Annotated in this window: 26 protein-coding genes; 14 read left to right on the top strand and 12 right to left on the bottom strand. The window is 72.7% G+C overall.

Annotated elements, in window-relative coordinates; translation table 11 throughout:
• Nucleotides 1-5: 5 nt before the first annotated feature.
• The gene (locus tag J2X68_RS27575) at nucleotides 6-707 is read right to left on the bottom strand and encodes a FadR/GntR family transcriptional regulator (protein WP_310435272.1); all 702 of its coding nucleotides are present in this window, start codon (nucleotides 705-707) and stop codon (nucleotides 6-8) included.
• A 140-nt stretch (nucleotides 708-847) separates the two neighbouring features.
• Here J2X68_RS27575 and J2X68_RS27570 point away from each other — a divergent pair, with 140 nt between their 5' ends.
• Entirely contained in the window at nucleotides 848-1363 is a 516-nt protein-coding gene (locus J2X68_RS27570) for a gluconokinase (protein WP_310435271.1), read from the top strand.
• Nucleotides 1364-1410: 47 nt separating this feature from the next.
• Nucleotides 1411-2808, top strand: a complete 1398-nt coding sequence (locus J2X68_RS27565) for a gluconate:H+ symporter (RefSeq protein ID WP_310435270.1) — start codon at nucleotides 1411-1413, stop codon at nucleotides 2806-2808.
• Between the two features lie 93 nt (nucleotides 2809-2901).
• On the opposite strand, the gene J2X68_RS27560 is transcribed toward J2X68_RS27565, so the two are convergent.
• The 3 genes from J2X68_RS27560 to J2X68_RS27550 form a co-directional block, all read right to left on the bottom strand.
• Nucleotides 2902-3525, bottom strand: a complete 624-nt coding sequence (locus tag J2X68_RS27560) for a cytochrome b/b6 domain-containing protein (RefSeq protein WP_310435269.1) — start codon at nucleotides 3523-3525, stop codon at nucleotides 2902-2904.
• Nucleotides 3509-4279, bottom strand: a complete 771-nt coding sequence (locus J2X68_RS27555; RefSeq protein WP_310435268.1) for a molybdopterin-dependent oxidoreductase — start codon at nucleotides 4277-4279, stop codon at nucleotides 3509-3511. Before J2X68_RS27555 ends, J2X68_RS27560 begins: the two co-directional genes overlap by 17 nt.
• Nucleotides 4280-4353: 74 nt before the next feature.
• Nucleotides 4354-5304: a hypothetical protein gene (locus J2X68_RS27550; protein ID WP_310435267.1), complete on the bottom strand. Its 951-nt coding sequence runs from the start codon at nucleotides 5302-5304 to the stop codon at nucleotides 4354-4356.
• A 403-nt stretch (nucleotides 5305-5707) separates the two neighbouring features.
• On the opposite strand from J2X68_RS27550, the gene J2X68_RS27545 reads away from it, so the two are divergent.
• The 4 genes from J2X68_RS27545 (at nucleotide 5708) to J2X68_RS27530 (ending at nucleotide 7939) form a co-directional block, all read left to right on the top strand.
• Nucleotides 5708-6601 (top strand): DMT family transporter, encoded by an 894-nt coding sequence (locus tag J2X68_RS27545; RefSeq protein WP_310435266.1) that lies wholly within the window; start codon nucleotides 5708-5710, stop codon nucleotides 6599-6601.
• Between the two features lie 38 nt (nucleotides 6602-6639).
• Nucleotides 6640-7155 carry an NUDIX domain-containing protein gene (locus tag J2X68_RS27540; protein ID WP_310435265.1) on the top strand — a complete coding sequence of 172 codons (516 nt, stop codon included), beginning with the start codon at nucleotides 6640-6642 and terminating at the stop codon, nucleotides 7153-7155.
• 68 nt (nucleotides 7156-7223) lie between these two features.
• Entirely contained in the window at nucleotides 7224-7616 is a 393-nt protein-coding gene (locus J2X68_RS27535; protein ID WP_310435264.1) for a DUF202 domain-containing protein, read from the top strand.
• Nucleotides 7613-7939 carry a DUF202 domain-containing protein gene (locus J2X68_RS27530; RefSeq protein WP_310435263.1) on the top strand — a complete coding sequence of 109 codons (327 nt, stop codon included), beginning with the start codon at nucleotides 7613-7615 and terminating at the stop codon, nucleotides 7937-7939. Before J2X68_RS27535 ends, J2X68_RS27530 begins: the two co-directional genes overlap by 4 nt.
• Nucleotides 7940-7964: 25 nt before the next feature.
• Here J2X68_RS27530 and J2X68_RS27525 read toward each other — a convergent pair whose 3' ends face one another.
• Complete coding sequence (locus J2X68_RS27525) at nucleotides 7965-8933, bottom strand: NADP-dependent oxidoreductase (RefSeq protein WP_310435262.1); 969 nt, start codon at nucleotides 8931-8933, stop codon at nucleotides 7965-7967.
• Nucleotides 8934-9047: 114 nt separating this feature from the next.
• Between J2X68_RS27525 and J2X68_RS27520 the strand changes: the two genes are divergently transcribed.
• From J2X68_RS27520 to J2X68_RS27510, 3 genes are all read left to right on the top strand, one after another.
• Complete coding sequence (locus J2X68_RS27520) at nucleotides 9048-9344, top strand: hypothetical protein (protein ID WP_310435261.1); 297 nt, start codon at nucleotides 9048-9050, stop codon at nucleotides 9342-9344.
• Nucleotides 9345-9529: 185 nt separating this feature from the next.
• Nucleotides 9530-10561: a phosphotransferase family protein gene (locus tag J2X68_RS27515; protein ID WP_310435260.1), complete on the top strand. Its 1032-nt coding sequence runs from the start codon at nucleotides 9530-9532 to the stop codon at nucleotides 10559-10561.
• Nucleotides 10562-10566: 5 nt separating this feature from the next.
• Nucleotides 10567-11793, top strand: coding sequence for an acyl-CoA dehydrogenase family protein (locus tag J2X68_RS27510; protein ID WP_310435259.1), 1227 nt, complete (start codon nucleotides 10567-10569; stop codon nucleotides 11791-11793).
• 60 nt (nucleotides 11794-11853) lie between these two features.
• Here the strand turns inward: J2X68_RS27510 and J2X68_RS27505 are convergent, their stop codons facing one another.
• The 3 genes from J2X68_RS27505 to J2X68_RS27495 all read right to left on the bottom strand — a co-directional run bounded on the left by J2X68_RS27505 (nucleotide 11854) and on the right by J2X68_RS27495 (nucleotide 14957).
• Nucleotides 11854-12447, bottom strand: coding sequence for a TetR/AcrR family transcriptional regulator (locus tag J2X68_RS27505; RefSeq protein ID WP_310435258.1), 594 nt, complete (start codon nucleotides 12445-12447; stop codon nucleotides 11854-11856).
• Nucleotides 12448-12522: 75 nt separating this feature from the next.
• Nucleotides 12523-14196 carry an AMP-binding protein gene (locus J2X68_RS27500; protein ID WP_310435257.1) on the bottom strand — a complete coding sequence of 558 codons (1674 nt, stop codon included), beginning with the start codon at nucleotides 14194-14196 and terminating at the stop codon, nucleotides 12523-12525.
• Complete coding sequence (locus tag J2X68_RS27495; protein WP_310435256.1) at nucleotides 14193-14957, bottom strand: SDR family oxidoreductase; 765 nt, start codon at nucleotides 14955-14957, stop codon at nucleotides 14193-14195. The genes J2X68_RS27500 and J2X68_RS27495 overlap by 4 nt, the downstream gene beginning before the upstream one ends.
• Nucleotides 14958-15180: 223 nt before the next feature.
• Between J2X68_RS27495 and J2X68_RS27490 the strand changes: the two genes are divergently transcribed.
• Complete coding sequence (locus tag J2X68_RS27490) at nucleotides 15181-16500, top strand: serine-threonine protein kinase (RefSeq protein ID WP_310435255.1); 1320 nt, start codon at nucleotides 15181-15183, stop codon at nucleotides 16498-16500.
• Here J2X68_RS27490 and J2X68_RS27485 read toward each other — a convergent pair.
• Entirely contained in the window at nucleotides 16484-19270 is a 2787-nt protein-coding gene (locus J2X68_RS27485; protein WP_310435254.1) for a penicillin acylase family protein, read from the bottom strand. The genes J2X68_RS27490 and J2X68_RS27485 overlap by 17 nt on opposite strands.
• 210 nt (nucleotides 19271-19480) lie before the next feature.
• On the opposite strand from J2X68_RS27485, the gene J2X68_RS27480 reads away from it, so the two are divergent.
• The 3 genes from J2X68_RS27480 (at nucleotide 19481) to J2X68_RS27470 (ending at nucleotide 22220) form a co-directional block, all read left to right on the top strand.
• Nucleotides 19481-20083, top strand: a complete 603-nt coding sequence (locus J2X68_RS27480; protein WP_310435253.1) for a hypothetical protein — start codon at nucleotides 19481-19483, stop codon at nucleotides 20081-20083.
• A gap of 233 nt (nucleotides 20084-20316) precedes the next feature.
• The gene (locus tag J2X68_RS27475) at nucleotides 20317-21027 is read left to right on the top strand and encodes a 3-keto-5-aminohexanoate cleavage protein (protein WP_310435252.1); all 711 of its coding nucleotides are present in this window, start codon (nucleotides 20317-20319) and stop codon (nucleotides 21025-21027) included.
• 125 nt (nucleotides 21028-21152) lie between these two features.
• The gene (locus tag J2X68_RS27470; protein ID WP_310435251.1) at nucleotides 21153-22220 is read left to right on the top strand and encodes an RNA ligase (ATP); all 1068 of its coding nucleotides are present in this window, start codon (nucleotides 21153-21155) and stop codon (nucleotides 22218-22220) included.
• A 73-nt stretch (nucleotides 22221-22293) separates the two neighbouring features.
• On the opposite strand, the gene soxR is transcribed toward J2X68_RS27470, so the two are convergent.
• Nucleotides 22294-22887 carry a redox-sensitive transcriptional activator SoxR gene (gene soxR, locus J2X68_RS27465; RefSeq protein WP_310435250.1) on the bottom strand — a complete coding sequence of 198 codons (594 nt, stop codon included), beginning with the start codon at nucleotides 22885-22887 and terminating at the stop codon, nucleotides 22294-22296.
• Nucleotides 22888-23017: 130 nt separating this feature from the next.
• Here soxR and J2X68_RS27460 point away from each other — a divergent pair, with 130 nt between their 5' ends.
• Nucleotides 23018-23479, top strand: coding sequence for a MaoC family dehydratase (locus tag J2X68_RS27460; RefSeq protein WP_310435249.1), 462 nt, complete (start codon nucleotides 23018-23020; stop codon nucleotides 23477-23479).
• Nucleotides 23480-23486: 7 nt separating this feature from the next.
• On the opposite strand, the gene J2X68_RS27455 is transcribed toward J2X68_RS27460, so the two are convergent.
• Both J2X68_RS27455 and J2X68_RS27450 read right to left on the bottom strand, forming a co-directional pair.
• Nucleotides 23487-24113 (bottom strand): TetR/AcrR family transcriptional regulator, encoded by a 627-nt coding sequence (locus J2X68_RS27455; protein WP_310435248.1) that lies wholly within the window; start codon nucleotides 24111-24113, stop codon nucleotides 23487-23489.
• Between the two features lie 72 nt (nucleotides 24114-24185).
• Nucleotides 24186-24473: a YiaA/YiaB family inner membrane protein gene (locus J2X68_RS27450; RefSeq protein WP_020128241.1), complete on the bottom strand. Its 288-nt coding sequence runs from the start codon at nucleotides 24471-24473 to the stop codon at nucleotides 24186-24188.
• Nucleotides 24474-24485 lie beyond the last annotated feature (12 nt).

Below are 24485 nucleotides of genomic sequence, written 5' to 3'. Positions count from 1 at the left end.
CGCCGCTAGGGCGCCAGGATGTCCAGTTCCTGGAGGGCGCCGACCGTGATCTCCCGGGTCAGCTCTTCCGCGCGGGCCGCGTCGCCCTCGCGGACCGCCTCCGCGAGCTGCACGTGCAGGGTGACGGCGGCCGGGTCGGGGTCCTCGAACATGACCTCGTGATGGGTGCGGCCCGCCAGGACCTCCGCGACGACGTCGCCGAGGCGGGCGAACATCTCGTTGCCCGAGGCCGCGAGGATCACCCGGTGGAAGGCGACGTCGTGGAGGAGGTACCCCTCCAGCCGGTGGCCGCGTGAGTTGGCCACCATGCCGAGCGCGCACTCCGTGAGTTCGGCGCACTGTTCCGCCGTGGCGTGCTTCGCCGCCAGGCCCGCCGCGACCGGCTCGATCGCCGAGCGCAGGACGGTGAGCGAGCGCAGCTGGTGCGGGCGGTCGGCGCCGGCCAGCCGCCAGCGGATGACCTGCGGGTCGTAGACGTTCCACGCGGACCGGGGGCGGACCGTCACGCCCACGCGGCGGCGGGACTCGACCAGATGCATGGACTCCAGGACGCGGACCGCCTCGCGCATGACCGAACGGGAGACGTCGAAGCGCTGGGCCAGTTCGTCGGTGCGCAGAACACTGCCCGGCGGGTACTCCCCCGCGGTGATGGCGGGGCCCAGCGCGTCCAGTACTTGGCCGTGCAGACCCCGGCCCGGAGTGGTCATGCACTCAGAGTACGGGGTAGATCACGGAGCCAAAAAGTCAGACTTATTTGTCACAGACACTTGAATTCGTCGTACCTAATCGGTTTCAGTGTCGTCGGCGCCCGTCGGCGCCGGATGTCGAGGCAGACAGCGAGGCAGAGATGCGTACCCCCCACGTCGTCGTGGTGATGGGCGTCGCCGGCACGGGCAAGACCACCATCGGTCCCTTGCTCGCGGCCCGGCTGGGCGTTCCGTACGCCGAGGGCGACGACTTCCACCCGCAGGCCAACATCGACAAGATGTCGGCCGGCACCCCGCTCGACGACGACGACCGCCGGCCGTGGCTCGACGCCATCGGCGGCTGGGCGGACGCGCGGGCCGGGCTCGGCGGAGTCGTCAGCTGCTCGGCGCTGAAGCGGTCGTACCGCGACCGGCTGCGGGCCGCGGCCCCCGGCGTCGTCTTCCTGCACCTCGCGGGCGACCGCGCGCTGATCGAGGACCGCATGGCGCACCGGCAGGGCCACTTCATGCCGACCGCGCTGCTCGACTCGCAGTTCGCCACGCTCCAGCCCCTCCAGGCGGACGAGGCGGGCGTCGCCGTCGACGTCTCCGGCAGCCCGGAGGACATCACCGGGCGGGCCGTGAGCGCGCTCGACGCGCTTCCTCAGCCTGCCTGACCACCCCGCGTTTCCTTCCCCCTCCCATACCTGCAAGGGAATCACCCGTGACCAGACTCAGTGTCGAGATGCTGGCAGCGGACACCGTCGAGCCGATCACCTCGGCCGGCCACGCGCAGCTGGGCATCGCCGTTCTGGCGGGCATCGCTGTGATCGTCCTGCTCATCACCCGGTTCAAGCTCCACGCCTTCCTGGCCCTGACCATCGGCTCGCTCGCGCTGGGCGCCTTCGCCGGGGCGCCGCTCGACAAGGTCATCGCCTCGTTCACCACCGGACTCGGCGCCACCGTCGCGGGGGTGGGCGTGCTGATCGCGCTCGGCGCGATCCTCGGCAAGATGCTCGCGGACTCCGGCGGCGCCGACCAGATCGTGGACACGATCCTCGCCAAGGCGGGCGGCCGCTCGATGCCGTGGGCGATGGTGCTGATCGCCTCCGTCATCGGTCTGCCGCTGTTCTTCGAGGTCGGCGTGGTGCTGCTGATCCCCGTCGTGCTGATGGTCGCCAAGCGGGGCAACTACTCGCTCATGCGGATCGGCATCCCGGCGCTGGCCGGTCTGTCGGTGATGCACGGTCTCGTCCCGCCGCACCCCGGTCCGCTGGTCGCGATCGACGCGGTCGGCGCCAATCTGGGCGTCACCCTGGCGCTGGGCGTGCTCATCGCCGTCCCGACGGTCGTCGTCGCGGGTCCGCTGTTCTCACGGGTCGCCGCCCGCTGGGTCGACGTGCAGGCCCCCGACCGCATGATCCCGCAGCGGCCCTCCGAGGACCTGGAGAAGCGGCCCGGCTTCGGCGCCACGCTGGCGACCATCCTGCTGCCCGTCTTCCTCATGCTGTCCAAGGCGCTGGTCGACATCGTGGTGGACGACCCCGAGCACACCGTGCAGCGCGTCTTCGACGTCGTCGGATCCCCGCTGATCGCGCTGCTCACCGCCGTGCTCGTCGGCATCTTCACCCTGCTGAGGCCCGCCGGGTTCGCCAAGGACCGGATCTCCGGACTGGTGGAGAAGGGGCTCGCGCCGATCGCGGGCATCCTGCTGATCGTCGGCGCGGGCGGCGGCTTCAAGCAGACGCTGATCGACTGCGGCGTGGGTCAGATGGTCCTGGACATCTCGAAGGACTGGTCGATCCCGGCGCTGCTGCTGGCCTGGCTGATCGCGGTGACCATCCGGCTCGCGACCGGTTCGGCGACCGTGGCGACGATCTCCGCGGCCGGCCTGGTCGCGCCGCTCGCGGCCGACATGTCGACCACGCACACCGCCCTGCTGGTGCTGGCCATCGGCGCCGGCTCGCTGTTCTTCAGCCATGTCAACGACGCGGGGTTCTGGCTGGTGAAGGAGTACTTCGGGCTCACCGTCGGCCAGAACATCAAGACCTGGTCGGTCATGGAGACCATCATCTCCGTGGTCGCGGGCGGCCTGGTCCTGCTCCTCTCACTGGTCATATAGGCACGGCGGCGGGAGCACGGGGGACGTCACGGGGGGGGGCGGCCCACCGCCGGTGGACGAGGCGACCGGACGGTGGGACCGGGGTGAGGCCGGCTAGGGGCGCCACAGGCGGTGTTCCCGGCGGGCCCATTCCCGGCTCACCGAGCCCGTGCGCATCCCGCGGCGGGCCTCCGGATCGCCCAGAGCCATGCCGATGTGGCCGGCCAGGACGACGCCGATCGTGAGGGCGAGCCAGTCGTGGACGAAGGTCGCGCTGGTGCGCCACATGATCGGGGTGAGATGGGTGAACCACATGAGCAGGCCGGTGCCGAGCATCACGAGGGTCGCCCCGGCGATCCAGGCCGCGTAGATCTTCTGTCCGGCGTTGAACTTGGCCGCCGGACGCGACTCCCGGCGCTTGTCCCGGCGCAGGGCGGCGCGCAGCCAGCGGCGGTCGTGCGGGCCGAAGCGGTTCAGGTGGCGCAGGTCGGCGCGGAACGCGCGGGAGGCGAGGCCGGCCAGGACCGGGACGGGCAGGGCCAGGCCGGCCCACTCGTGGACGCGGACCACCAGCTCGCGGCGGCCGACGAGCTGGGCGAACTCGGGGATGTACAGGGCGCCCGCCGTCACCACGCACACGCCCATCAGCAGGGCCGTGGTGCGGTGCACCCACCGTTCGGCGCGGGTGAAACGGGGGATCTCCGTGGTCGCCGGCGGCGCCTCAGCTCGTAGGCTCATCGTCCCGTCCGTTCGACCGGCCGACCCAGGCGTCGACGTCGTAGCCTCGCTCCTCCCAGTAGCCCGGCCTCACCTTCTCGGTGACGGTGATGCCGGAGAGCCACTTGGCGGACTTGTAGAAGTACATGGGCGCCACGTAGAGGCGGACGGGACCGCCGTGGTCGTGGCCGAGGTCCTTGTCCTGCATGCGCAGCGCGACCAGGACGTCGGAGCGGCGGGCCTGAGCGAGGGTGAGGCTCTCGGTGTAGGCGCCGTCGAAGCAGGTGAAGCGGACCGCGCCGGCCCCCTCCCGCACGCCCGCCGCGTCGAGCAGGGCGGACAGCCGGACGCCCTCGAAGGGCGTGCCCGGCACCCGCCAGCCGGTGACGCACTGGACGTCCTTGACCAGCCGGGTCTGCGGCAGCGCCTTCAGATCGGCCAGCGTGTAACGGGCGGGCCGGTCGACCAGGCCGTCCACGGTGAGGCGGTAGTCCGTGGCGCTCTTGTGCGGGACCGAGGACGTCACCGAGTAGTAGCGGAAGCCGCCCCCGTTGGGGAGCAGCCCGGTCAGGCCGGTGGGGTCCTTGTCGGCGGCGCCGCCGAGGAAGGCCTCCATGCCGCGCTGGAGCGGGGGCGCCGCGACGACCCCCAGGGCGCCGAGGGCGAGCGTGCCGAGGAAGACCCGCCGGCCGACGGGTGCGCCTCGTTCCGCGGGCGCCGCGTCCGGGCCGGCTGCCTCGGGTGTCTCGGCCGGCTCGGATGGTTCGGGGTTCACCCTTCCATTCGAGCACCCGGGGGCCCGCCGGGGCCAGGGACGGCGGGCGGCCGTCAGACTTCCGTCATCACTTCTCACCCTGCTCTCAGACCGAGCGCGGCCGCACGGGCCGCGTGGAAGGCCCGGTGGGGGTCGCGGTCCGGGTAGGACCAGGGCTCGGAGGTGGCGTGCCGGCCGATGCGGTGGAAGAGGGCGGCGGCCTCGGCGCCCCGCCCCTCCAGGACCTTGGCGTGGGCGAGGAAGTTCAGGTCGATCAGGTGGCGGGGGTGATCATCGCGCTCCCACTCCAGCCACCAGTCGAAGGCGGCCTTCATCGCGCCCCGGGCCCGGTCGTCCCGCCAGTGCCCCGAGGCGGCGGGGTCGGCGGGCGCGAAGCCGCGGGCGGCCAGGACGCGGTAGCGCTCGGCGTGCGCGACGACCGGGAGGATCGCCAGCGGGGAGTCGGCGGGCGCCTGTTCGGCGGCCCAGGCGGCGAAGTCGTACACCTCGTGCAGCGGGTCCGGGCCGCCGTCCGCCCGGCGCTCGGCGAGCCGGGCGACCATGAGGTGGTGGGCGTGATGGTGGTCGCGGTGGCGGGACCTGACCTCCTCGAAGATCCGCACGGCCTCGGGTCCGCCGTCCCGCTCCAGCTGGAGCAGACCGAGCCAGGGGGTGGGGTCGGCGGGCGCGAGCGCGGCCGCCGAGCGGCAGGCGGCCCGGGCGGGAGCGGCGTCCTCCTTGCCGCGCAGGGTCCGTCGGACCTGGGCGAGGGCGAGCAGGACGGCGGCGTCGGCGCTGCCGGGTTCGGCGAGCAGCCACTCGTGCGCCCAGGCGGCCGCGTAGGGCTCGAGGGCGAGGACCGCGGTCCGGTGGGCGCGGCGGTCCCAGTCGGCGCCGGTGCGGGCCAGCAGGGCGCGGGCGGGCTGCCGGCGGCCCTGCGCCAGCGCGGCGCGGGCGAGGCCGAGTTCGACGTCGTCCAGGGCCGGGTCGAGGGCCTGGGGGACGCGCTCGTGCTCACGGCCGGGAGGGGGCGGGGGTAAGGGCACCGCGGGACTTCCTCATCTCCCTCGGCGGCGGCTCTGACATCGGCCTGCGATCGGCCGATCACGCACAGCCAATCCCTAGGCAACAGTCACCGTCAAGGGCCGGGAGCGCGTGACGCGGGCCGGCCCCGCGCCGCCGGAGGGAATCAGGGGGCGGAGTGCCGCTGGTGGGACCCCCTGCCGCCGGGTGTCCCGACGTCCTGGTGTGGCGTACGCCATGGCGCGGCCCGGCCGGAGCCCACACCATGGCCATAGGGCCGCACCTCGTTCCCGGCCCCGTTCCCGGACGCCGCGGCCGGGGCGACCGCCCGGTTCCGGGTACTCGAGGCGCCGAGGGCGCTGGAACGCTACAGTCGGCCACTACGCATCCCGTCCGTGGTCCGACCGGATGATCGAGGTAGGCAGCGTGTCGGTTCTGGTTCTGGTTCTCGCCGTGAGCGCCGCCTGCTGCCTGGGCTTCGGCTTCGTGCTCCAGCAGAACGCGGCCCAGCGGGCGCCGCTCGGCGACTTCCTCTCCCCGCGCCTGCTGCTCGACCTGATGAAGGTGCCGCGCTGGCTGGGCGGCATCGGTCTCATGGTGGTGGGCATGGCGCTCGGCGCCGTCGCCCTCGGCCAGGGCGAGCTCTCCCTGGTGGAACCGCTGCTCGCGACCAACCTGCTGTTCGCCCTCGCGCTCTCCCGGCACCAGACGAAACAGCCGCTCGGCCGTCAGGGCTGGGCGGGCCTGCTCCTGCTCGCCGGCGGGGTGACCACCTTCATCGTGGCGGGCGAGCCGCGCGGCGGCACCGCGGTCACGGATCCGCTGCGGCACTGGCTGATCATCGGGGTGATGGTCGGCGTGGCCCTGCTGCTGACCACCTACGCCAAACGCTCCCGGCTGAGCTCCGGCCCGGTCCTGCTGTCCCTCGCGGCCGGTCTGCTGTACGGCGTCCAGGACGCGCTGACCAGGGTCAGCGGGCAGCGGTTCTCCGCGGGCGGCCTCGGTGAGCTGCTGGCCGGCTGGCAGCCGTACGCGGTGCTCGCCCTCGGCGTGACGGGCCTCGTGCTGGTCCAGAGCGCGTTCGAGACGGCGCCCCTGCGGATGTCGCTGCCCGCCCTGACCGCGGCGCAGCCGCTCGCCGGGATCATCTGCGGGGTCGGCTTCCTCGGCGACCGACTGCACACCGACACCGGCGCGCTGGCCTGGGAGGCGGCGGGGCTCGCGGCCATCGTGGTGGGCATCGTGCTGCTCGGGCTGCACCCGGCGATGCCGCGCGGCACGGCGCCCCGGGAACGGGTCCCGGACCTGCAGCCCCAGTAGCCGCCCGGCGCCGGCGGCGGGCCTGCTTGGATGGGCCCATGAGCGCTGCAGACGAGATCCTCGACATCGTCGACGAGAACGACCGGGTGATCGGACAGGCACCTCGCGGGCGGGTGTACGGCGAGGGCCTGCGGCATCGCTGCGTCTTCGTCCGGGCCAGGGACGCCGAGGGCCGGGTCTTCGTCCACCGCCGCACCCCGACCAAGCTGGTCTTCCCCTCGCTGTACGACATGTTCGTCGGCGGGGTGGTGGGCGCGGGCGAGTCGTACGACGACGCCGCGCTGCGCGAGGCCGAGGAGGAACTGGGCGTCAGCGGCCTGCCCCGCCCGGAGTTCCTCTTCAAGTTCCTGTACGACGCGGGTCCCGGCGGGAGCTGGTGGTCTGCCGTCTACGAGGTCCGCTGCGAGCTGCCGGTCCACCCTCAGGTGGAGGAGGTGGCCTGGCACCGGTTCCTCCCCGAGGAGGAGATCGCACAGCGGCTGTCCGAGTGGGAGTGGGTGCCGGACGGGCTGGCGGCCCACGAGCGGCTGAGGGCGCACCGGGCGACCGGCTGAGCGGGGCGGGAACGGCCGCGGCGGGCACCGGGCCGGGCGGACCGACGGCGGCGGGTAGGGTCCTGCGGGTGATCGAGTTCGTACGCAACGTCCGGTTGTGGTTCGCTCCCGAGCAGGTCCGGGAGGAAGGGCGCACACCCGACTACCGGTTCTCGCTGGCGAACGAGCGCACGTTCCTGGCCTGGCTGCGCACCGCGCTCGCGCTGATCGGCGGGGGCTTCGCGGTGGATCAGTTCCTGCCGGATCTGCGCTGGGGCTGGCGGGTGGGGCTGGCGCTCGCGCTGCTGGCCGCCGGCGTGCTGTGCTCCCTGCGCGCGGTCAACCACTGGATGCGCTGCGAGCGGGCGATGCGCCGGGGCGAGGACCTGCCCGCGTCCCGCTTCCCCGCCCTGCTGGGCGTGCTGATCGCGGTGGTGGCCCTGGCGATGGCCCTGGTGGTGCTGGTGGGGTGGGAGGGGTGAGCGCCGGGGTCCGGCCGGTGCGTGACCCCGGCCTGCAGCCCGAGCGGACCCGGCTCGCCTGGCGGCGTACGACGCTGGCGAGCACGGTGGCCGCCGTGCTCGCCGTGAAGGCGGCGCTGCACGGCGGGGTGTCGGTGTCCGGGGTGCTCGCCTGCGCGCTGTGCTGCGGCCTGTGGCTGGCCTTCCTGCTGCTCGCGCACCGCCGGATCCACGCCCTCTCCGCCACGGCGAGCCCCGCCGCCCTCACCCCGCGGCACGCCACGGCGGCCGCCCTGTGCGCGGTGGCGACGGCGGTGTGCGCCGCGGCGCTGGTGGTGCTCTAGAACCCCGTCGGCCGCCCCGCCGCTCTCACCGCTGCGCGCCCTCGGCGGTGTCCTCGGCCTCGTCGGCCCAGTCCACCGTCACCACGATCTTGCCCCGGGTGCGGCCCTGTTCGTTGAGCCGGTAGGCGTCCGCGGCGCGCTCCAGCGGGAACGTGTCGGAGACGTGCACGGAGACCACGCCCTGTTCGGCCAGTTCCGACAACCGGGTGAGGTCCTCGGTGTCGGGCCGGACCCAGCAGTACCGGCCGCCGTACCCGACGACGTCCCCGTCGGCGATCGAGGCCAGGCGTCCCTCGGGGGACAGCAGATCGGCCGAGACCCGCAGCGTGTCGCCGCCGACCGTGTCGAAGGCCGCGTCCACGCCCTCGGGGGCCAGCCCGCGCACCCGCTCGGCCAGTCCCTGGCCGTACGTCACGGGCTCGCCGCCCAGCGAGCGCACGAAGTCGTGGTTGGCCTCGCTCGCCGTGCCGATCACCCGGGCGCCCAGATGGCGGGCGAGCTGCACGGCGACGGAGCCGACACCGCCGGCGGCCGCGTGGACGAGGACCGTCTCGCCCCGCTTCACCTGGAGGGCCCGGTACAGCACCTGGTAGGCGGTGAGCCCGGTCAGCGGCAGGCCCGCGGCCTCCTCCCAGGTGAGGTTGCGCGGCTTGCGGGCGAGGGTGCGCACCGGAGCGCCGACGTACTCGGCGAAGGTGCCGCGGGAGAGGAAGTCCTCGCGGACGTAGCCGATCACCTCGTCGCCGACCGCGTACTCCGCGACGGACACTCCGAGCTGCACGACGACCCCCGAGACGTCCCAGCCGGGGATCACCGGGAAGACCGCGTCGAGCATCGGGTCCAGATAGCCCTCACGGGCCTTCCAGTCGACGGGGTTCACGGCCGCCGCACGGACCTTCACCAGCACCGAGTCGGGTCCGATCTTGGGCTCGCGGACGTCCCCGTACGTGAGCGTCTCGGGGCCGCCGTAGCGGGAGTAGCTGATCGCCTTCATGGGTCCGACCCTCCGGGGTACCCGGACGCCACGCAAGCCGGATGACCCGATATGCGGAGTTCGCGTGGCACCCTGTGCGACGTCACCACCCCTGCGGCTTCGAAGGTGAGCAGCATGACCACCCTCCATCCCGAGCACTCCGCCCACACCCACACGCACGGCCCGGACTGCGGGCACGCCGAGGTGCGGCACGGCGACCACGTCGACTACGTCCACGACGGGCATCTGCACCGGGCGCACGGCGGCCACTGGGACGAGTGCGAGCCTGGCGGGCACGTGGAGCACGACGGACACGAGCACCGGCACGGCGAGGACTGCGGGCACGCGCGCGTGCGGCACGGCGACCACGTGGACTACCTGCACGACGGGCACCGGCACGCCGAGCACGACGGACACTGGGACGACCACTGACCCCACCGCGGGACGACGGCCCGAGCGGCCGGGAACCGCCTTGCGACGGCTCCCCGGGTACTCCCCGGGGAGCCGTCGTCCTATCGTGGCCCCGATCACGTTGGGCGTGACCACTGGACGGCATACCGACCGGTCGGCATCATGGTGCGCATGCTGATTTCCCGTCCCGTCCGCAGGAGCTGCGCATGAGCCCCGACCACCCGCCCGGACTCGACCTCGACCGCCTGCGCGCCCTGCTGGAGCGCGAGCGGCCCGGCCTGGTCGACGGCCCCCTCACCGGCCGGCTGATCGAGGGCGGACGGTCGAACCTCACCTACGCGGTCTCCGACGGCACCGCGAAGTGGGTCGTGCGGCGCCCTCCGCTCGGGCACGTCCTGGCCACCGCGCACGACATGCGGCGCGAGCACCGGGTGATCAGCGCACTGCACCCGACGAGCGTGCCGGTGCCGCGCCCGGTGCTGCTGTGCGAGGACCCCGGCAACGAGGCGGCGCCCGGGGCGCCCTTCTACGTCATGGAGTTCGTCGAGGGCACCCCCTACCGCACCGCCGGCGAACTCGCCCCGCTCGGTGAGCGGCGCACCCGGGACGCGGTGCTCTCGCTGGCGGACACGCTGGTGGAGCTGCACGCGGTGGACCCCGCCGCGGTGGGCCTGGCGGACTTCGGCCGGCCCGAGGGCTTCCTCGACCGGCAGCTGCGCCGATGGGGCAAGCAGCTGGACGCCTCACGCAGCCGCGACCTGCCCGGGATCGACGAGCTGCACGCGGCGCTCGGCCGCGGGCTGCCGGACTCCCCCGCCCCGGCGGTCGTACACGGCGACTACCGGCTCGACAACGTCCTGATCGGGCCCGACGACACGATCCGGGCGATCCTCGACTGGGAGATGTCGACGCTCGGCGACCCGCTGACCGACCTGGGGCTGCTGGTGATGTACAGCGTGCCGCTGGAGCTGCCGAACTCGCCCATCACCACGACCGCCTCCGCCCCCGGGCACCCCTCGCCCGCCGAGCTGATCGAGCGGTACGCGACCCGCTCGGGGCGCGATGTCTCGGCGGTCTCCTGGTACACGGCGTTCGCCTGGTTCAAGCTCGCCGTGATCCTGGAGGGCATCCACTACCGGTACACGCTGGGCCAGACGGTCGGGCGCGGCTTCGACCGCATCGGGGAGCTCGTCCCCGTCTTCATCGAGCACGGACTGACCACTCTCCAGGAAGGCTGACCGGAATGGACTTCGCGTTCGACGCACGCACGGAGGAGCTCCGCGCCGAGCTGCTCGCCTTCATGGACGAGTACGTGTACCCGGCCGAGCCCGTCGCCGAGGAGCAGCGCGCGCAGCTCGCCTCGCCGTGGGACACCCCGGCCGTGGTCGAGGAGCTGAAGGAGCGGGCCCGCGGCCTGGGCCTGTGGAACCTGTTCCTCCCGGACGCCGAGCACGGCGCCGGTCTGACGAACCTCCAGTACGCGCCGCTGGCCGAGATCACGGGCCGTTCCCCGCAGCTGGCGCCGACGGCCCTCAACTGCGCGGCCCCGGACACCGGGAACATGGAGGTGCTCGCCCAGTTCGGTGACGAGCGGCAGCAGAAGCAGTGGCTGGAGCCGCTGCTGGCCGGGGAGATCCGCTCGGCGTTCGCGATGACCGAGCCGGAGGTGGCCTCCTCCGACGCCACCAACATCACCACGCTCATCGAGCGGGACGGCGACGAGTACGTCATCACCGGGCGCAAGTGGTACATCTCAGGGGCGATGAACCCGGACTGCAAGATCTTCATCGTGATGGGCAAGACGGACCCGGACGGCTCCGACCCGCGCCGCCAGCAGTCCATGGTGCTGGTGCCGCGCGACACGCCCGGCGTCACGGTCACGCGCGCCATGAAGGTGTTCGGCTACGAGGACCACTCCCACGGCGGTCACGCCGAGGTGGTCTTCGAGCAGGCACGCGTGCCGGTGACGAACCTGATCGGCGAGGAGGGCGGCGGTTTCGCCATCGCCCAGGCCCGGCTCGGCCCCGGCCGCATCCACCACTGCATGCGCCTGATCGGCATGGCGGAGCGGGCCATCGAGCTGATGTGCCGCCGGGCGGTCTCCCGCGACGCCTTCGGCAAGGCGCTGGCCCAGCAGGGCGTGGTGCACAACTGGATCGCGGACGCGCGGGTGACGGTCGAGCAGCTGCGGCTGCTGGTCCTCAAGACCGCGTGGATGATGGACACCGTCGGCAACCGGGGCGCCCACACGGAGATCCAGGCCATCAAGATCGCGACGCCGCGTGCGGTCGTCGGCATCCTCGACCGCGCGATCCAGCTGCACGGCGCGGGCGGCGTCAGCCAGGACTTCCCCCTGGCCGAGCTGTACGCCGGCGCCCGGACCCTGATGATCGCCGACGGCCCGGACGAGGTCCACCAGCGCTCGCTCGCCCGCCGGGAACTCAAGAAGTACCTCGGGGCCGGTTCCTAGGTCACGCGGTGCGGGGCGGCCGCCACGGCGACCGCCCCGCACACCCGTGTGCCCGCCCGGTCAGGGGCGCAGCGCGCGCAGCAGCAGATCCGCCAGGTGATCGGCGACCTCCTGCGGCCCCATCGAACCGTCCGGGCGGTACCAGGTCGACAGGTGGTGGACCGAGCCGAAGTGGTAGTCCACGACCAGGTCGGCCGGGGTCGCCGTGGAGAACACGCCGGCCTCCTGGCCCTCCTCGACGAGGGCGCGGAAGCGTTCGTGGTAGCGCCGGCGCTCGGCCCGCACCTGCTTGTTCTTCTCGGGGCTCAGGTGGTGCATGGAGCGGAAGAAGATCGACGCGTCGTCGAGGTTCTCGATCGTCGTGACGACGACGTCCGCCGCCGCGCCCCGCAGCCGCTTGTCGATCGGCTCGTCGGCGTTCGCGAAGGCGTCCAGACGCTCCTGCTGCACGCGCAGCACGCGCGCGTACACCTCGTGCAGCAGGTCGTCCTTGGAGCCGAAGTAGTGGTAGAGCGCGCCCTTGGTGACGCCTGCCGCCTCGACGATCTCCTGCACCGAGGTCCGGTCGTAGCCCTGCTCGGCGAAGAGCCGGGTGGCGGCGGCCAGCAGCCGCTGCGGCACGGGTGTCCCGTCACCGTCCGTCGTCCTGGGCACTGCCGCCACCTGCCTTCCTCTATGCCGCATCGGCGAGCCGTACCGGCTGTCTCACTGCTGACGTGCCGCTGATTGTCACTGACTGTCCTGTGGACGGGAGCGGAGCTCCCGACGGAGGATCTTGCCACTCGCCGTCTTGGGCAGGTCGGGCAGGATCTCCACCTGGCGCGGATACTTGTACGCCGCCAGCCGTTCCTTGCAGTAGGCCGCGAGCGTATCCGCATCCGCGTCGGCGCCGGGACGCAGGCTGATGAAGGCCTTGACGGTCTCCCCCCGGTAACCGTCCGGCACCCCGACGACGGCCGCCTCGCGTACCGCCGGATGCGTGTACAGCACGTCCTCGACCTCGCGCGGCCACACCTTGAAGCCGGAGGCGTTGATCATGTCCTTCTTGCGGTCGACGACGTACAGCCAGCCCTGTTCGTCCATGAACCCGATGTCGCCGGTGCGCAGCTCGCCGTCGGGGAAGGTCTCGGCGGTGGCCTCGGGGCGGCGCCAGTACCCGGGGACCACCTGCGGCCCCCGCACGACGATCTCGCCCTGCTCGCCGAAGGGCACCTCCGCGCCCTGGTCGTCGACGATGCGGACGACCGTGTCGGGCCCGGGCACGCCGACGGCGAGGGTCCCGGAGGCCGGGTCGACCGGCGCCTCGAGCTGGGGCGGCACGGAGGCGCAGGGCGCGGTGCACTCGGTGAGTCCGTAGCCGTTGCGGATGTACGGCCCGAAGCCCGCCCGGAACTTCTCCACCAGGGCGGGCGGCACCGGCGCGCCGCCCGAGGAGATGTTCACGAAGGACGCGAAGTGGTCCCGGGTGACGTCGGGGTGGGCCGCCAGCGCCATGAAGGCGGTGGAGGGGCCCACGGTGTAGTGCGGCTTGTGCTCGGCGAACGCCTCCAGCACCAGGCCCGCCTCGAAGCGGTACGTCAGGACGAGCGTCCCCGCGCTGTTCAGACAGGCGCCGAGCTGGCAGACCATGCCGGTGATGTGGAAGAGCGGCGCGAGCGCGTAGTAGACGGGCGCCTCGGGCAGGCGCAGCCCGGTGCGCTGCCGCTCGGCGTTCACCATGATGTTGCGGTGGGTGTTGGTGGCGCCCTTGGGGGCGCCGCTCGTGCCCGAGGTGTAGCTGATCAGGGCGATGTCGGCGGGGGCGGCCTCGCGGCCCTCGGGAGCCTTGTGGCCGGCGCGGGCGACGGTGGTGAGGTCGTCGGCGTCCGCCGCCTGCGGGAGCCGCTCGAAGGCCAGCACCCGCGCGTCGCCCCGGGTCTGGAAGTCCAGCTCGCAGCCGGTGAGCACGATCTTCACCGGCGAGTCGGCGGCCGTCTCCCGCAGATACGACTCCCAGGCCCGGTCGGAGCAGATCAGCGCGGTGACCTCGCCGTCCCGCAGGACGTGGGCCACCTCGCCCGCCTTGTACATCGGGTTGACGGGGACGACCGTCGCGCCGGCCTTCCAGGCGCCGAGCAGGGCGAGGACGAAGAGCGGGGAGTTCTGGAGCAGCACGGCGACCCGGTCGCCGGGCTCCAGGCCGCGGGCGGCGAGGTGTCCGGCCACGGAGTCGCTGAGCTCGTCCACCTCGCGGTAGCCGAGCCGCCCGTCGAAGTAGGCGAGACAGGTGCGCTCGGGGGCCTCGGCCACGGACCTGCGGAAGGCGTGCACGAGGGAGTCGGCGGGGTCGATCGGGGCGCGCTGGGCCTCGTCGAGGAGGGCCACCCAGGGCTGGGCCGCGTAGCGGGAGGCGGGCGCGGTCATCCGGCGGTCTCCCACTTCTGCTGGAGGTGGTTCATGTTGCCCAGCCAGCGGTCGGGGTCCCCGGCCCGCAACTGGTAGTACCCGGCGACCTCCGGGTGCGGCAGGATCAGGAAGCGGTCCTCGGCGATGCCCTTGAACAGGGCGTCCGCGACGTCCTGCGGCTCGATCGCGGTCGGCTTGAGCACCAGGTCGCCCGCGCTGCCGGTGGCGTCCAGCATGTCGGTGCGGACGCCCTGGGGACAGATCGCGTGGACCTTGATCCCGCGGTGCCGGTAGGTCAGCGACAGCCACTCGGCGAAGGCGTACGCGCCGTGCTTGGTCACGCTGTACGGGGCGGCGCCGATCATCGTGAGCAGCCCGGCGGCGGACACGGTCGAGACGAACCGGCCCCGGCCGCGCTCCAGCCAGTCCGGGAGCAGCGCGTGGGCCGCGCGGACATGGGCCATGACGTTGACGTCCCAGGCGAGCGCCCAGACGGCCTCCTCGGCCGACTCCGAGCCGCCCGAGGCGACGCCGGCGTTGGCGCAGTACACGTCGACGGTTCCGCCGAGCGCCTCCCGGGCCCGGTCGACGATCCCGGAGGCGTCGCCGGGGACCGCGATCCCGCCGATCTCGTCGGCGACGGCCTGCGCCCGGTCCGCGTCCAGGTCGTTGACGACGACCCGGGCTCCCTCGGCGGCGAAACGGCGGGCCAGCGCGGCCCCGATACCGCCTCCCGCTCCGGTCACGACCACTCCGGCATCCTGCACGGCTTCCACCATCGGTCTCCTTCGACGCGACTGCGGCACGAATCGGCTCTACCGTCAGACTAACCAGTCGGTATGTTGCGGCGGAAGGGGTGCCCCGGATCCGCACGGACCTCTTCCGGCGGACGGGACGGGATTGCCTCTTGTACGGATGTGCCGTGACGTATGGCCAATTGACCCCGTTCGCAGGACGATGCGCGCACCTGGCGCACCGCTTCGGGGGACGAGGGGGCCTGTCATGGCGGATCCGGCGATGAGCGTGACTCCCTACTGGGAGCTGACCTTCGACGCCGACGGTGACGTCGACGGCGCGCGGCGGGACCGGCTGCTGACCGGGGTGAAGCGGAGCGGCGTGCGGGATCTGATCGTCTTCTCGCACGGCTGGAACAGCGACCGCTCCGGCGCGACCCGGCTCTACAGCCGCTTCTTCGCCCCGATCCCCGCGCTGGCCCCGGCGGCACGCATCGGCTACGTGGGCGTGGTGTGGCCGTCGATGCGGTTCTCGGACGAGCCGATCCCCGACTTCCCGCACTCCGTGACGGCGGCGGAGACCCGGCGCCCGGCCCTGGACGGGGACACCCGGCACGCGCTGCTCGAGACGTTCCCCGGCCGGGCCACGGTGGTCGACCGGATCGCACGGCTGCTGGAGCAGCGGCCGCCCGAGGAGGCCGAACTGGAGGAGTTCGGCCGGCTGGTGCGGCTGCTGGTGGACGTGGTGCCGCCGGGACCGCAGGCCCTGTTCGGCGCGGACACGCTGGCCGAGGGGGTGCCGCAGGACGAGCCGGAGATGTTCGCCTGCCCGACGGCGGTGGCCTGCGAGCGGTTCGCGCGGGCCCTGTCCGGCCCCGATGGCCCACCGGGGGCCGGGGAGTTCGCGCTGCCCGGCCCGTGGGACGGGGCGCACGAGCTGCTGCGGCAGGCGACGTACTACGCGATGAAGCGGCGTGCCGGGACGGTCGGCGAGCGGGGACTCGGGCCGTTCGTCGGGCGGTTGGCGGCGGTGGCGCCGGCCGTCCGGGTGCATCTGGTGGGGCACAGCTTCGGCGGGCGGCTGGTGTCGTTCGCGCTGCGGGGGCTGCCGGACGGGGTGCGCACGGTGAAGTCGGTGACGCTGCTCCAAGGGGCCTTCTCGCACTACGCGTTCGCGCCGCGAGGAGTGCTCCAGGGCCAGCAGAACCGGATCGACGGTCCCCTGGTGTGCTGCTACTCGCGGTTCGACCGGGCGCTGAGCACGATGTACCCGCTGGCCTCGCGGATGGCGGGGGACGCGCGGGGGCTCGTCGGGGAGGCGCTGGGGGCCGAGTGGGGCGCTCTGGGGCACGACGGGGTGCAGGCCGTGCCGGGCACGCACGCGTGCGCGCTGGCCGACGCGCTGTCCGGGCCGCTGCCGCGGTCGGGGTGCGTGAACGTCGACGCCGCGGCGGTGGTCCGGCGCGGCGGGGCGCCGGCCGGGGCGCACAGTGACATCGTGCACCCCGAGCTGGCGCGGCTGGTGCTGGCGGCAGGCCGGATCCGCTGGAACCGGCCCGCCGCCGCGGGGACTAGCGGTGCGAGGTGAACTCCACCACCTGCTGGAAGGTGGGCCGGTTCTGCCAGCTGATGTTGCCGTGCTTGATGCCGCCCAGGGTCCGCTGGACGATCGAGTCGGCGCACCACTGGTTGCCCGCCGCGCACAGGGTGTCGCCGGGGTAGACCTGGGCCGCCGTCTTTCCGGCCGCCGTCTTCAGGGTGCTGATGAGGATGTCGCGGCAACTGCTCACCGTGCCGCTGCCGCAGTACTTCCGGGGCAGCGCGCCCTGCACCGACTCGCCGAGCACGGCCCGGATGTCCTTGTCGACATAGCTCCACCAGCCGTACTGGAAGGAGCTTCCGGCGTGTGCCCCGGTGGGGCCGTGGGCGGCCGAGGGAGCCTCGTCGATCGGCAGGTTCGCGGTGAACGCCGTGTACAGGCCGGTACCGAGGCCGGGTTCGAACTCGGCCTTCACCAGCAGCGGCCACCAGGCGTCCAGGATGCGGATCGCGTCGGCGTCGGCGTACGTCCTGGACCCCGCCGCCGTCTCCGTCCGTCTGCCGCCGGCCGTCAGCCAGGTCTGGAGCTTGGTCACCGCGGCCGCGGCCGTGGAGTCGGTGACCGTGGCGCTGTTGATCACCTTCAGCAGGTCGGGCAGGACGTCCTCGGCGCGCAGGTCGGCGAGGGCCGCGTCCGCCATCGCCTTCGTCAGGGAGGCGCGCGTGACGCCGCCGGCCGCGACCAGCTTCTTCACCCGGTCCTCCAGCAGGTTGCCGCGGTGCACGGACCCGCCACCCCAGGAGGCCGTCGAGTAGTCCTTGGCCTGCTTGTTGTTCCAGGAGATGTAGTAGTCCTGGTCGACGGACCGGGGGTGCGCCGAAGCGGGCGTGTACTCGGCCGTGTTGGTGGCCGGCGCCCAGCTCTTCCAGTCGTACGCCGCCTGCGCCCACACCGGGAACTCCGGGTCGACGCCGCTCGCCCGCACCGGGTTGTCGCCGCTGTTGTAGTAGGCGGTGTGCGCGGAGTCGGCGTAGAACCAGTTGAAGGTGTAGTTGATGTGCTGCACCGCGCTCTGGAAGGTCTGCGGGCTCTGCACGTAGTCCGGGTCGTTGAGCATCTGGAAGCCGATGATCGAGTCGGCCTCGTGCATGAAGGACGAGCGCAGGGTCGTGTAGGCGACCTTCTTGCCGCCCACGGTCGCCCGGTACTCCACGGGACCGTACTTGGTGCGGTACACGCGCATCGTGTAGGAACCGGCGGCCGTCCCGTCGGCGGTGGTGGGCTTCCAGGCGTTCTTCTGCTCCACCACGTCCATGGCCGTGCAGGCGCCGTGGTACAGGTAGTGGTGGTCGTCCTGGCAGAGCTCGACCGCGTAGGTGTCGATGATGTCCTGGCCGGAGGTCGTGGCGCTCCACGCGTAGTCCTGGCCGCGGCCCAGCTCGACGTACATGCTCAGCCCCGCGAAGGAGGCGCCGCGGGCGCTGATGCCCGGGCCCTGGATCTCCTGGAGCATGAGCAGCTGCGGGGCGAAGTAGCCGGTCTGCGGGCCGAAGACGGCGATCGGGTGACCGCTCGCGGTCGACCGGCCGCTGACGACCAGGGCGTTGGACATGCCGCGCCTGGCCGAGCCGAGGGCGGCCGCGGTCGCCGTGGCGGAGGCCGCGCCGGCCTCGGCGTCGCCCCCGGTGCCGGTGGCGTCGTGGATCAGCGGCTCCGTGGTCACCGAGCCGGGGTCGGGAAGGGCCCCGCCCTGCGGGCTCGCGGGCTTGGTGGCGTACGGGAAGCTCTGGCCGTCGTGGACGGTGAGCACGGCCTCGGGGTCGTTGCGCTCACGGAACGCCTCCCAGACCTGGGTGCCCGCCTCCACCCCGTACTTCTCCTGCGCGGCCAGCAGCGACACCGCGTTGTCGACCTCACCGCCGCCGCCCGACCCGAAGAGCGCGCCGATGACCGAGGCGAGCGCCACCAGGTCGGTGATCTTGAAGTGGTCGATGGTGCCCGCGTTGGTGATTGAGTCCTTGTGACCGGTCAGGACGTATTCACCGGGGAAGTAGCGGCCGCTGTCGGAGGCGTCGATGTAGGCGTTGACGCCGGCGAGGTAGGCGTTGGCGTCGGCGAGGGCCTGCCGGCCGCGGGCGCCGTTGCCGGCCACGGCATTGTCGATCTGGGCCTGGAGGTCTGCCTCGGTGTACGGAGCGTTGCGCCAGAACTGCTGTTCAAGACCCTGGTTGGAGGGGTCGCCGCCCGCGAAGGCGGTGAGCTGGCCACGGCCGACGTGCCGGAAGACGTCCATGAGCCACAGCCGGTCCTGGGCCGCCGCATACCCGGCGCCGAACTCGGTGCCGTATCGGGTGGTACCGGTGATGTGCGGCACACCGGTCTTCTTGTCGCGGACGATCGTCACGTCGCTGCGGCCCGCGGGGCTCAGGGTGGAGGCGACTTGATCGGCGGCGACACCGAACGACGCGTCGTTGAAGAACGTGTTGATCGTGGCGTTGGTCAGCGTCGGGTAGCCCTTGGCCAGGTTGGCGTAGGGGCCGAGCTGGTCCTCGGCGTGGTCGGGCTGGGTGCCGAAGGCCTGGTTGAGGAGGATCTGCGCCAGCGTGGCGTTGCCGTTCTCGCCGGGCGGCAGGATGTCGGAACACTGGCCGCCGCAGTAGTCGTTCGCCGCCGTGACCTCGGCGGCCGCCGCCACTTGGGAAAGCGGCGACAAAAGACCGGCAATCAGGGCGCATACGGAGGCTGTCTTCAGGAACCCGGGGAATCTGCCGGGAGTTCTCAGTCTGTCGAGAGTGAAGCGGGGGGTTCGCCGTGGCATCGGCTGCTCCTAGCGACGGGGGGGTCGGCGGAAGGTTACCGCCGGTATCCCCGGGATTGAAGATGAACATGCGTCAAGTTTTCGGCAGCGGGAGGTCCTCGGAGATCGGATGGAGCCGAATCGCATGTCGATACGTCTATTCGACGACGTCCGTACGACGACGCCGAAGTGACCGAAGTGCAGATGCAGATGTGACGGAGGTGCAAGGCGATGGCCGGTTTCCGGAGTCTGGCGAGACAGGTGCGAGACCCCCGGTGCGATCTGGCACTGCGGCGGTACTCACTGCGCAAGTGCCTCGAACGGTTCGCCCCCTACGGACACCGCGCGACCTGGGACCACCTGTGCTCCCGGGCCGGGTTCGGTCCTGAGGACCGCTCCCCCGATCCGGCGCGGCTCGTGGCCGCGTTGGACGAGCTGGAGGAGGCGCGGGCGGTATGGCTTGCCTACGAGGTCGAGTTCGCCGAGCGCCGCAAGAAGGAGAAGCACGACGGGCTGCGCAGGCCCGGCACCGTGGACGACTGGCACCGGCTGACCTGGGGCGGTTTCGGTGTCGCCTGGTGCGACGACCCGCGGCTTCACCCCCGTGAGCCGCTGGCCGGCGTGCTGCGCAAGCTGATCGCCGCGCTGGAGCGCGCGCCGGGTACCGGCTGCCCGGTGTGCGGCGGCGAACGGCTGCCGTGGAAGTACGACCTGGATCACGAACCGTCGGCCGGCCCGGTCTGCGCGGACTGCGGCATTCTCGTACCGCGCCCCGTACTCACCCCGGAGGCCCTGGCGTACGCCAGGAACGGACGACTGCTGGTGTCGGCCTGACACCGGCCTGAGCTCTGCCCGAGGTCGGCCCGCGGCCGGCCTGAGAGCACGGCGGGGGTGCGCCGGGGATGCCGCACCCCCTGTTCCGGCCGGCGGACCGACGCCGTCGACCGACGGCCCCCACCGCTGCCGTGGCCCGAGGGCGTGGTTCGGGGCGGGCGTCCGAGGCTGTGGCCCCCTGCCCAATTCCGTGGTCCGAGGCCGTTGTCGGTGGCGGGTGTCACCATCGGGGCATGGTGCAGGTCTGTCTCAACGGAGCGCGCGGCGCCGCGGACGGCGCGAACGTGCCGCTGACACCCGAGGCGATGGCGCAGGCGGCGGCCGAGGCCGTCGCGGCGGGGGCCACGGATGTCCATGTCCATCCGAAGACACCGTGCGGCCGGGACACCCTGTCGCCCCGCCTGGTCGCGGCGACCCTCGACGCGATACGCGCGCGGGTGTCGGTGCCGATCGGTGTGACGACCGGAGCCTGGGCGCACCCGGACCCGGCGGACCGGCTCGCCCGGGTGCGGGACTGGACCGTGCTGCCGGACCACGCCTCCGTCAACTGGCACGAGCCCGGCGCGGAGGAGCTGGCCGCCGCCCTGCTGGAGCGAGGCGTGGGCGTGGAGGCCGGCGTCTGGTCGGGTACGGACGGGGCGGCCCGGTTCGCCCGCTCCCCCCTCGGCCCCCGGACGCTGCGGGTACTCGCGGAGGTGACGGACACCGCCCCCGACACGGCCGGGTCGACCGCGCTCGCTCTCCTGACCGAGCTCGGCGCCGCGTTCGGCCGTCCGGTCCTGCTGCACGGGGAGGACGGCGGCGCGTGGCCGGTCCTGCGGCTGGCGGCGCGGCTGGGCCTGGCGACCCGCGTGGGCCTGGAGGACACACTGGCCCTGCCGAACGGCGAACGGGCCCCTTCCAACGCCCGGTTGGTGACGGAGGCGCTCGCCCTGCTCGGGTGAGCGGCACGGTCGAAGGGGCGACGCTACCAGCCGCAAATCCGGTCGCTCCACCGCTTTGCGGCGGGGAAGGTCGGGGGTGATGAAACCCGACCGAGCCCTGCCTCTCAGTCCTTGAAGGAGCCCGCATGTCGACGCTGCGCGTCACCGCCGAAGTGCTGACCGTCCACGCACACCCGAACGCCGACGCCCTCGAACTGGCCCAGGTCGGCCTGTACCGGGCCGTCGTCCCCAAGGGCGTGTACCGCACCGGCGAGGCGGCCGTGTACATACCCGAGCAGTCGGTGCTCCCCGCCGGGCTGGTCGAGGAGCTGGGGCTGACCGGTCGGCTGGCGGGCAGCAGGTCGGACCGGGTGAAGGCGGTGCGACTGCGCGGCGAGCTGTCGCAGGGGATCGTGTGCCGGCCCACGGCGCTGGCGGACGTCGACCTGGCGCTGGCCGCGGCGCGGGGCACGGACTTCGCGGAGCGGCTGGGCATCGTCAAATGGGTGCCGCCCGTCCCGCCGACGATGAGCGGCGACGTCGAGCCGGCGCCGGATCTGCTGCCCTGGGTCGACATCGAGAACATCCAGCGCCACCCCGGCATCTTCGAGCCCGGCGAGCCGGTCGTCCTGACCGAGAAGCTGCACGGCTCGGCCTGTCTGCTGACGTATGTCGCCGACGAGGGGCGGGTGTACGTCTCCTCCAAGGGCTTCGGCTCCAGGTCCCTCGCCCTGACGGAGGATCCGAGGAACCTGTACTGGCGGGCCGTACGCGGCCATGGCGTCCCCGAGGCGGCGGCGCGTCTCGCCGAGCGGCTGGGCGCGCGCCGGATCGGCGTCTTCGGGGAGGTGTACGGAGCGGGTGTGCAGGACCTGACGTACGGCGCCGACGGCCGGCGCGACACCCTCGGGTACGCGGTGTTCGACGTGTCCGCGGAGATCGACGGCGTGGTCCGCTGGCTGGACGCGGCGGAGCTGCTGGACGGCGAACTGCCCCTCGTGCCGCGCCTGTTCGAGGGCCCGTACGACAGCGAGCGGGTCCTGGAGATCGCGACCGGCCGCGAGACGGTGTCCGGACGCGGGCTGCATCTGCGCGAGGGCGTGGTGATCCGGCCGGCCGTCGAGCGGCACAGCCCGGTGACCGGGGGCCGGGCGATCGCCAAGGCGGTGAGCGGCGCCTATCTGACCCGCAAGGGCGGAACCGAGTACGAGTGAGCCGCCCGGCGGGGGCGGGCAGGGGACGCGCCGGGCGCACCGGCACGCGGGCGCACGGACCCGCCCGGGGCGTTCAGCAGCAGCCCGGCGCCGTCTCCTCGCCCACCCGCCGATCGTCCACCGGCCGTTCCCCCACCGGCCGCACCCCCGCCCGCTGCTCGCCCACCCTCCCACCGCCCGCGCTCCCGCCGTCCGGGCCCTTCCCGCCCGGGCTCCGGTCCACCAGCAGGCGTGAGCCGGAGGCGCGTTCGCCGAAGGCGTCGTCGGGGTTGGACAGGACGCAGGTGGCGAGGGACAGGCAGCCGCAGCCGATGCAGTCGGTGAGGTGGTCGCGGAGCCGGTTGAGCTGCTTGATGCGCTCGTCCAGCTCCGCGCGCCACGCCGCCGAGAGACGGGCCCAGTCCTCACGGGTCGGGGTGCGTTCCTCGGGGAGCTCGGCGAGGGCCTCGCGGATCGTGGCCAGCGGGATGCCGACGCGCTGGGCGGCGCGGACGAAGGCGACGCGGCGCAGCGTGTCGCGGTGGTAGCGACGCTGGTTGCCGGTCGTGCGGCGGCTGCTGATCAGCCCCTTCGTCTCGTAGAAGTGCAGGGCGGAGACGGCGGCACCGCTGCGCGCGGCGAGTTGGCCGACCGTGAGCTCGTGGATCTTCTCGGGAATCTGGGGCACCCCTCGAAGCCTACCCATCGCCTCGCCCCCGGGTCCGTTGACATCGGCCCGGCGCCCGACCATGCTAAGCAGTCGCTTAGACCTATGGCACGGTGACATGGGCAGCTAGTGACGCGAGAGGGCCGCAGACATGGCAGAGCCGAAGATCTTCACGTCCGCCGACGACCTGAAGGCGGCGGTGGGCGAGCAGTTGGGCTACACCGACTGGCTGGAGGTCGACCAGAAGCGGATCGACCTCTTCGCGGAGGCGACCGGGGACCACCAGTGGATCCACGTCGACCCCGAGAAGGCGGCCGCGGGCCCCTTCGGCACCACGATCGCGCACGGCTATCTCACGCTCTCCCTGCTGCCCCTCTTCGGACCGCAGCTGATCAAGGTCGAGAACGTGAAGATGGGCGTCAACTACGGGACGAACAAGGTCCGCTTCCCCTCCCCGGTGCCCGTCGGCTCGCGGGTGCGCGCCACCGCGACGATCACCGGCGTCGAGGACGTCACCGGCGGTGTGCAGGTGGCCGTCGCCTTCACCGTGGAGCGCGAGGGCGGGGACAAGCCCGTGTGCGTCGCCGAGTCGGTGGCCCGCTACTACCTCTAGGCGGCCGCTACTTCGCCGCGCCCACCATCCGCAGCACGAGGTCGGCGTACAGCGCGCCGACCTCGTCGGGGGTACGGGGGCCGTCCACGTTGAACCAGCGGGCCACGTCGATGCAGAGGGACAGCACCGCGAGGGTCGTGCCGTGCACGTCCAGCACGGCGAACTCGCCGCTCGCCACCCCGTCCTCGATGATCCCGCGCACCTCGGCGTCGACCTGCCGGCGCAGGTCGAGGATCTCGGCGCGGGCGTCGGGACCGAGCGCGTCCAGTTCGTACTGGACGACCCGTGCCGTGGTGCGCCGGCCGGCGTGCCAGCGGACGAAGGAGCTCACCGCGTCCGCGAGACGCGCCGTGGCGTCGCCCTCGCCGGCGGCCGCCGTGCGCAGAATGGCCAGCGCCCGGTCGTGACCGATCCGGCTGATGCGGTGCAGCAGCTCTTCCTTGGTCTTGTAGTGGATGTACAGAGCGGCCGGGCTCATGCCCGCGCGGCCCGCGATGTCGCGGGTCGTCGTCGCGTGGTACCCGCGCTCGGCGAAGGCCTCCACGGCCGCGACCAGCAGGCGCCGGGCCGCGTCAGGGGTGACCTCTTCCCACGGCTCGACCTCGCCGCCGGTCGTCTCCTCCGCCGTACTCATCGCTCGTTCGCCCCTCTCGGTACAGGAGCTCCACCATACCGCCGAAGGTGAGCGGCCGCTTAGCGTGCCTGCTCAGATCTTCTCGAAGGGGTCGTGGTCGGCGAGGAGCTTCTCGAGGCGGGCCTGGTCCACCCGGCTCACGATCTGCCCGGCCTCCTGGCGGTCGCGGATCACCTTCGCCAGCGTGAAGGCGGAGGTCACCAGGTACAGGACGGCGATCGCCAGGAAGCCGCGCACCCAGGCGTCGGTGTGGAGGTTGTAGATGCCGATGGCGGTGGCCGCGATGGCGATGCCGAAGGAGGCGACGGCCTGTCCGTAGAACGCCGCCGTGCTCTGCTGCTTGACCGGTGTGTCACTCATGGGGACAAGCTT

Origin of the sequence: Streptomyces sp. 3330 (assembly GCF_031456635.1) — a bacterium.
Lineage (GTDB): Bacteria > Actinomycetota > Actinomycetes > Streptomycetales > Streptomycetaceae > Streptomyces.
Note: the sequence above shows the minus strand (reverse complement) of the source record. Positions and strands in the feature narration are given on the sequence as shown.

Bases quoted from the DNA above. Each gene is read 5' to 3' on its own strand.
- J2X68_RS27575 (WP_310435272.1), bottom strand. From the start codon at position 707: ATGACCACTCCGGGCCGGGGTCTGCACGGCCAAGTACTGGACGCGCTG.
- J2X68_RS27570 (WP_310435271.1), top strand. From the start codon at position 848: ATGCGTACCCCCCACGTCGTCGTGGTGATGGGCGTCGCCGGCACGGGC.
- J2X68_RS27560 (WP_310435269.1), bottom strand. From the start codon at position 3,525: ATGAGCCTACGAGCTGAGGCGCCGCCGGCGACCACGGAGATCCCCCGT.
- J2X68_RS27540 (WP_310435265.1), top strand. From the start codon at position 6,640: ATGAGCGCTGCAGACGAGATCCTCGACATCGTCGACGAGAACGACCGG.
- J2X68_RS27525 (WP_310435262.1), bottom strand. From the start codon at position 8,933: ATGAAGGCGATCAGCTACTCCCGCTACGGCGGCCCCGAGACGCTCACG.
- J2X68_RS27520 (WP_310435261.1), top strand. From the start codon at position 9,048: ATGACCACCCTCCATCCCGAGCACTCCGCCCACACCCACACGCACGGC.
- J2X68_RS27515 (WP_310435260.1), top strand. From the start codon at position 9,530: ATGAGCCCCGACCACCCGCCCGGACTCGACCTCGACCGCCTGCGCGCC.
- J2X68_RS27510 (WP_310435259.1), top strand. From the start codon at position 10,567: ATGGACTTCGCGTTCGACGCACGCACGGAGGAGCTCCGCGCCGAGCTG.
- J2X68_RS27500 (WP_310435257.1), bottom strand. From the start codon at position 14,196: ATGACCGCGCCCGCCTCCCGCTACGCGGCCCAGCCCTGGGTGGCCCTC.
- J2X68_RS27495 (WP_310435256.1), bottom strand. From the start codon at position 14,957: ATGGTGGAAGCCGTGCAGGATGCCGGAGTGGTCGTGACCGGAGCGGGA.
- J2X68_RS27490 (WP_310435255.1), top strand. From the start codon at position 15,181: ATGGCGGATCCGGCGATGAGCGTGACTCCCTACTGGGAGCTGACCTTC.
- J2X68_RS27485 (WP_310435254.1), bottom strand. From the start codon at position 19,270: ATGCCACGGCGAACCCCCCGCTTCACTCTCGACAGACTGAGAACTCCC.
- J2X68_RS27480 (WP_310435253.1), top strand. From the start codon at position 19,481: ATGGCCGGTTTCCGGAGTCTGGCGAGACAGGTGCGAGACCCCCGGTGC.
- J2X68_RS27475 (WP_310435252.1), top strand. From the start codon at position 20,317: ATGGTGCAGGTCTGTCTCAACGGAGCGCGCGGCGCCGCGGACGGCGCG.
- J2X68_RS27470 (WP_310435251.1), top strand. From the start codon at position 21,153: ATGTCGACGCTGCGCGTCACCGCCGAAGTGCTGACCGTCCACGCACAC.
- J2X68_RS27460 (WP_310435249.1), top strand. From the start codon at position 23,018: ATGGCAGAGCCGAAGATCTTCACGTCCGCCGACGACCTGAAGGCGGCG.
- J2X68_RS27455 (WP_310435248.1), bottom strand. From the start codon at position 24,113: ATGAGTACGGCGGAGGAGACGACCGGCGGCGAGGTCGAGCCGTGGGAA.
- J2X68_RS27450 (WP_020128241.1), bottom strand. From the start codon at position 24,473: ATGAGTGACACACCGGTCAAGCAGCAGAGCACGGCGGCGTTCTACGGA.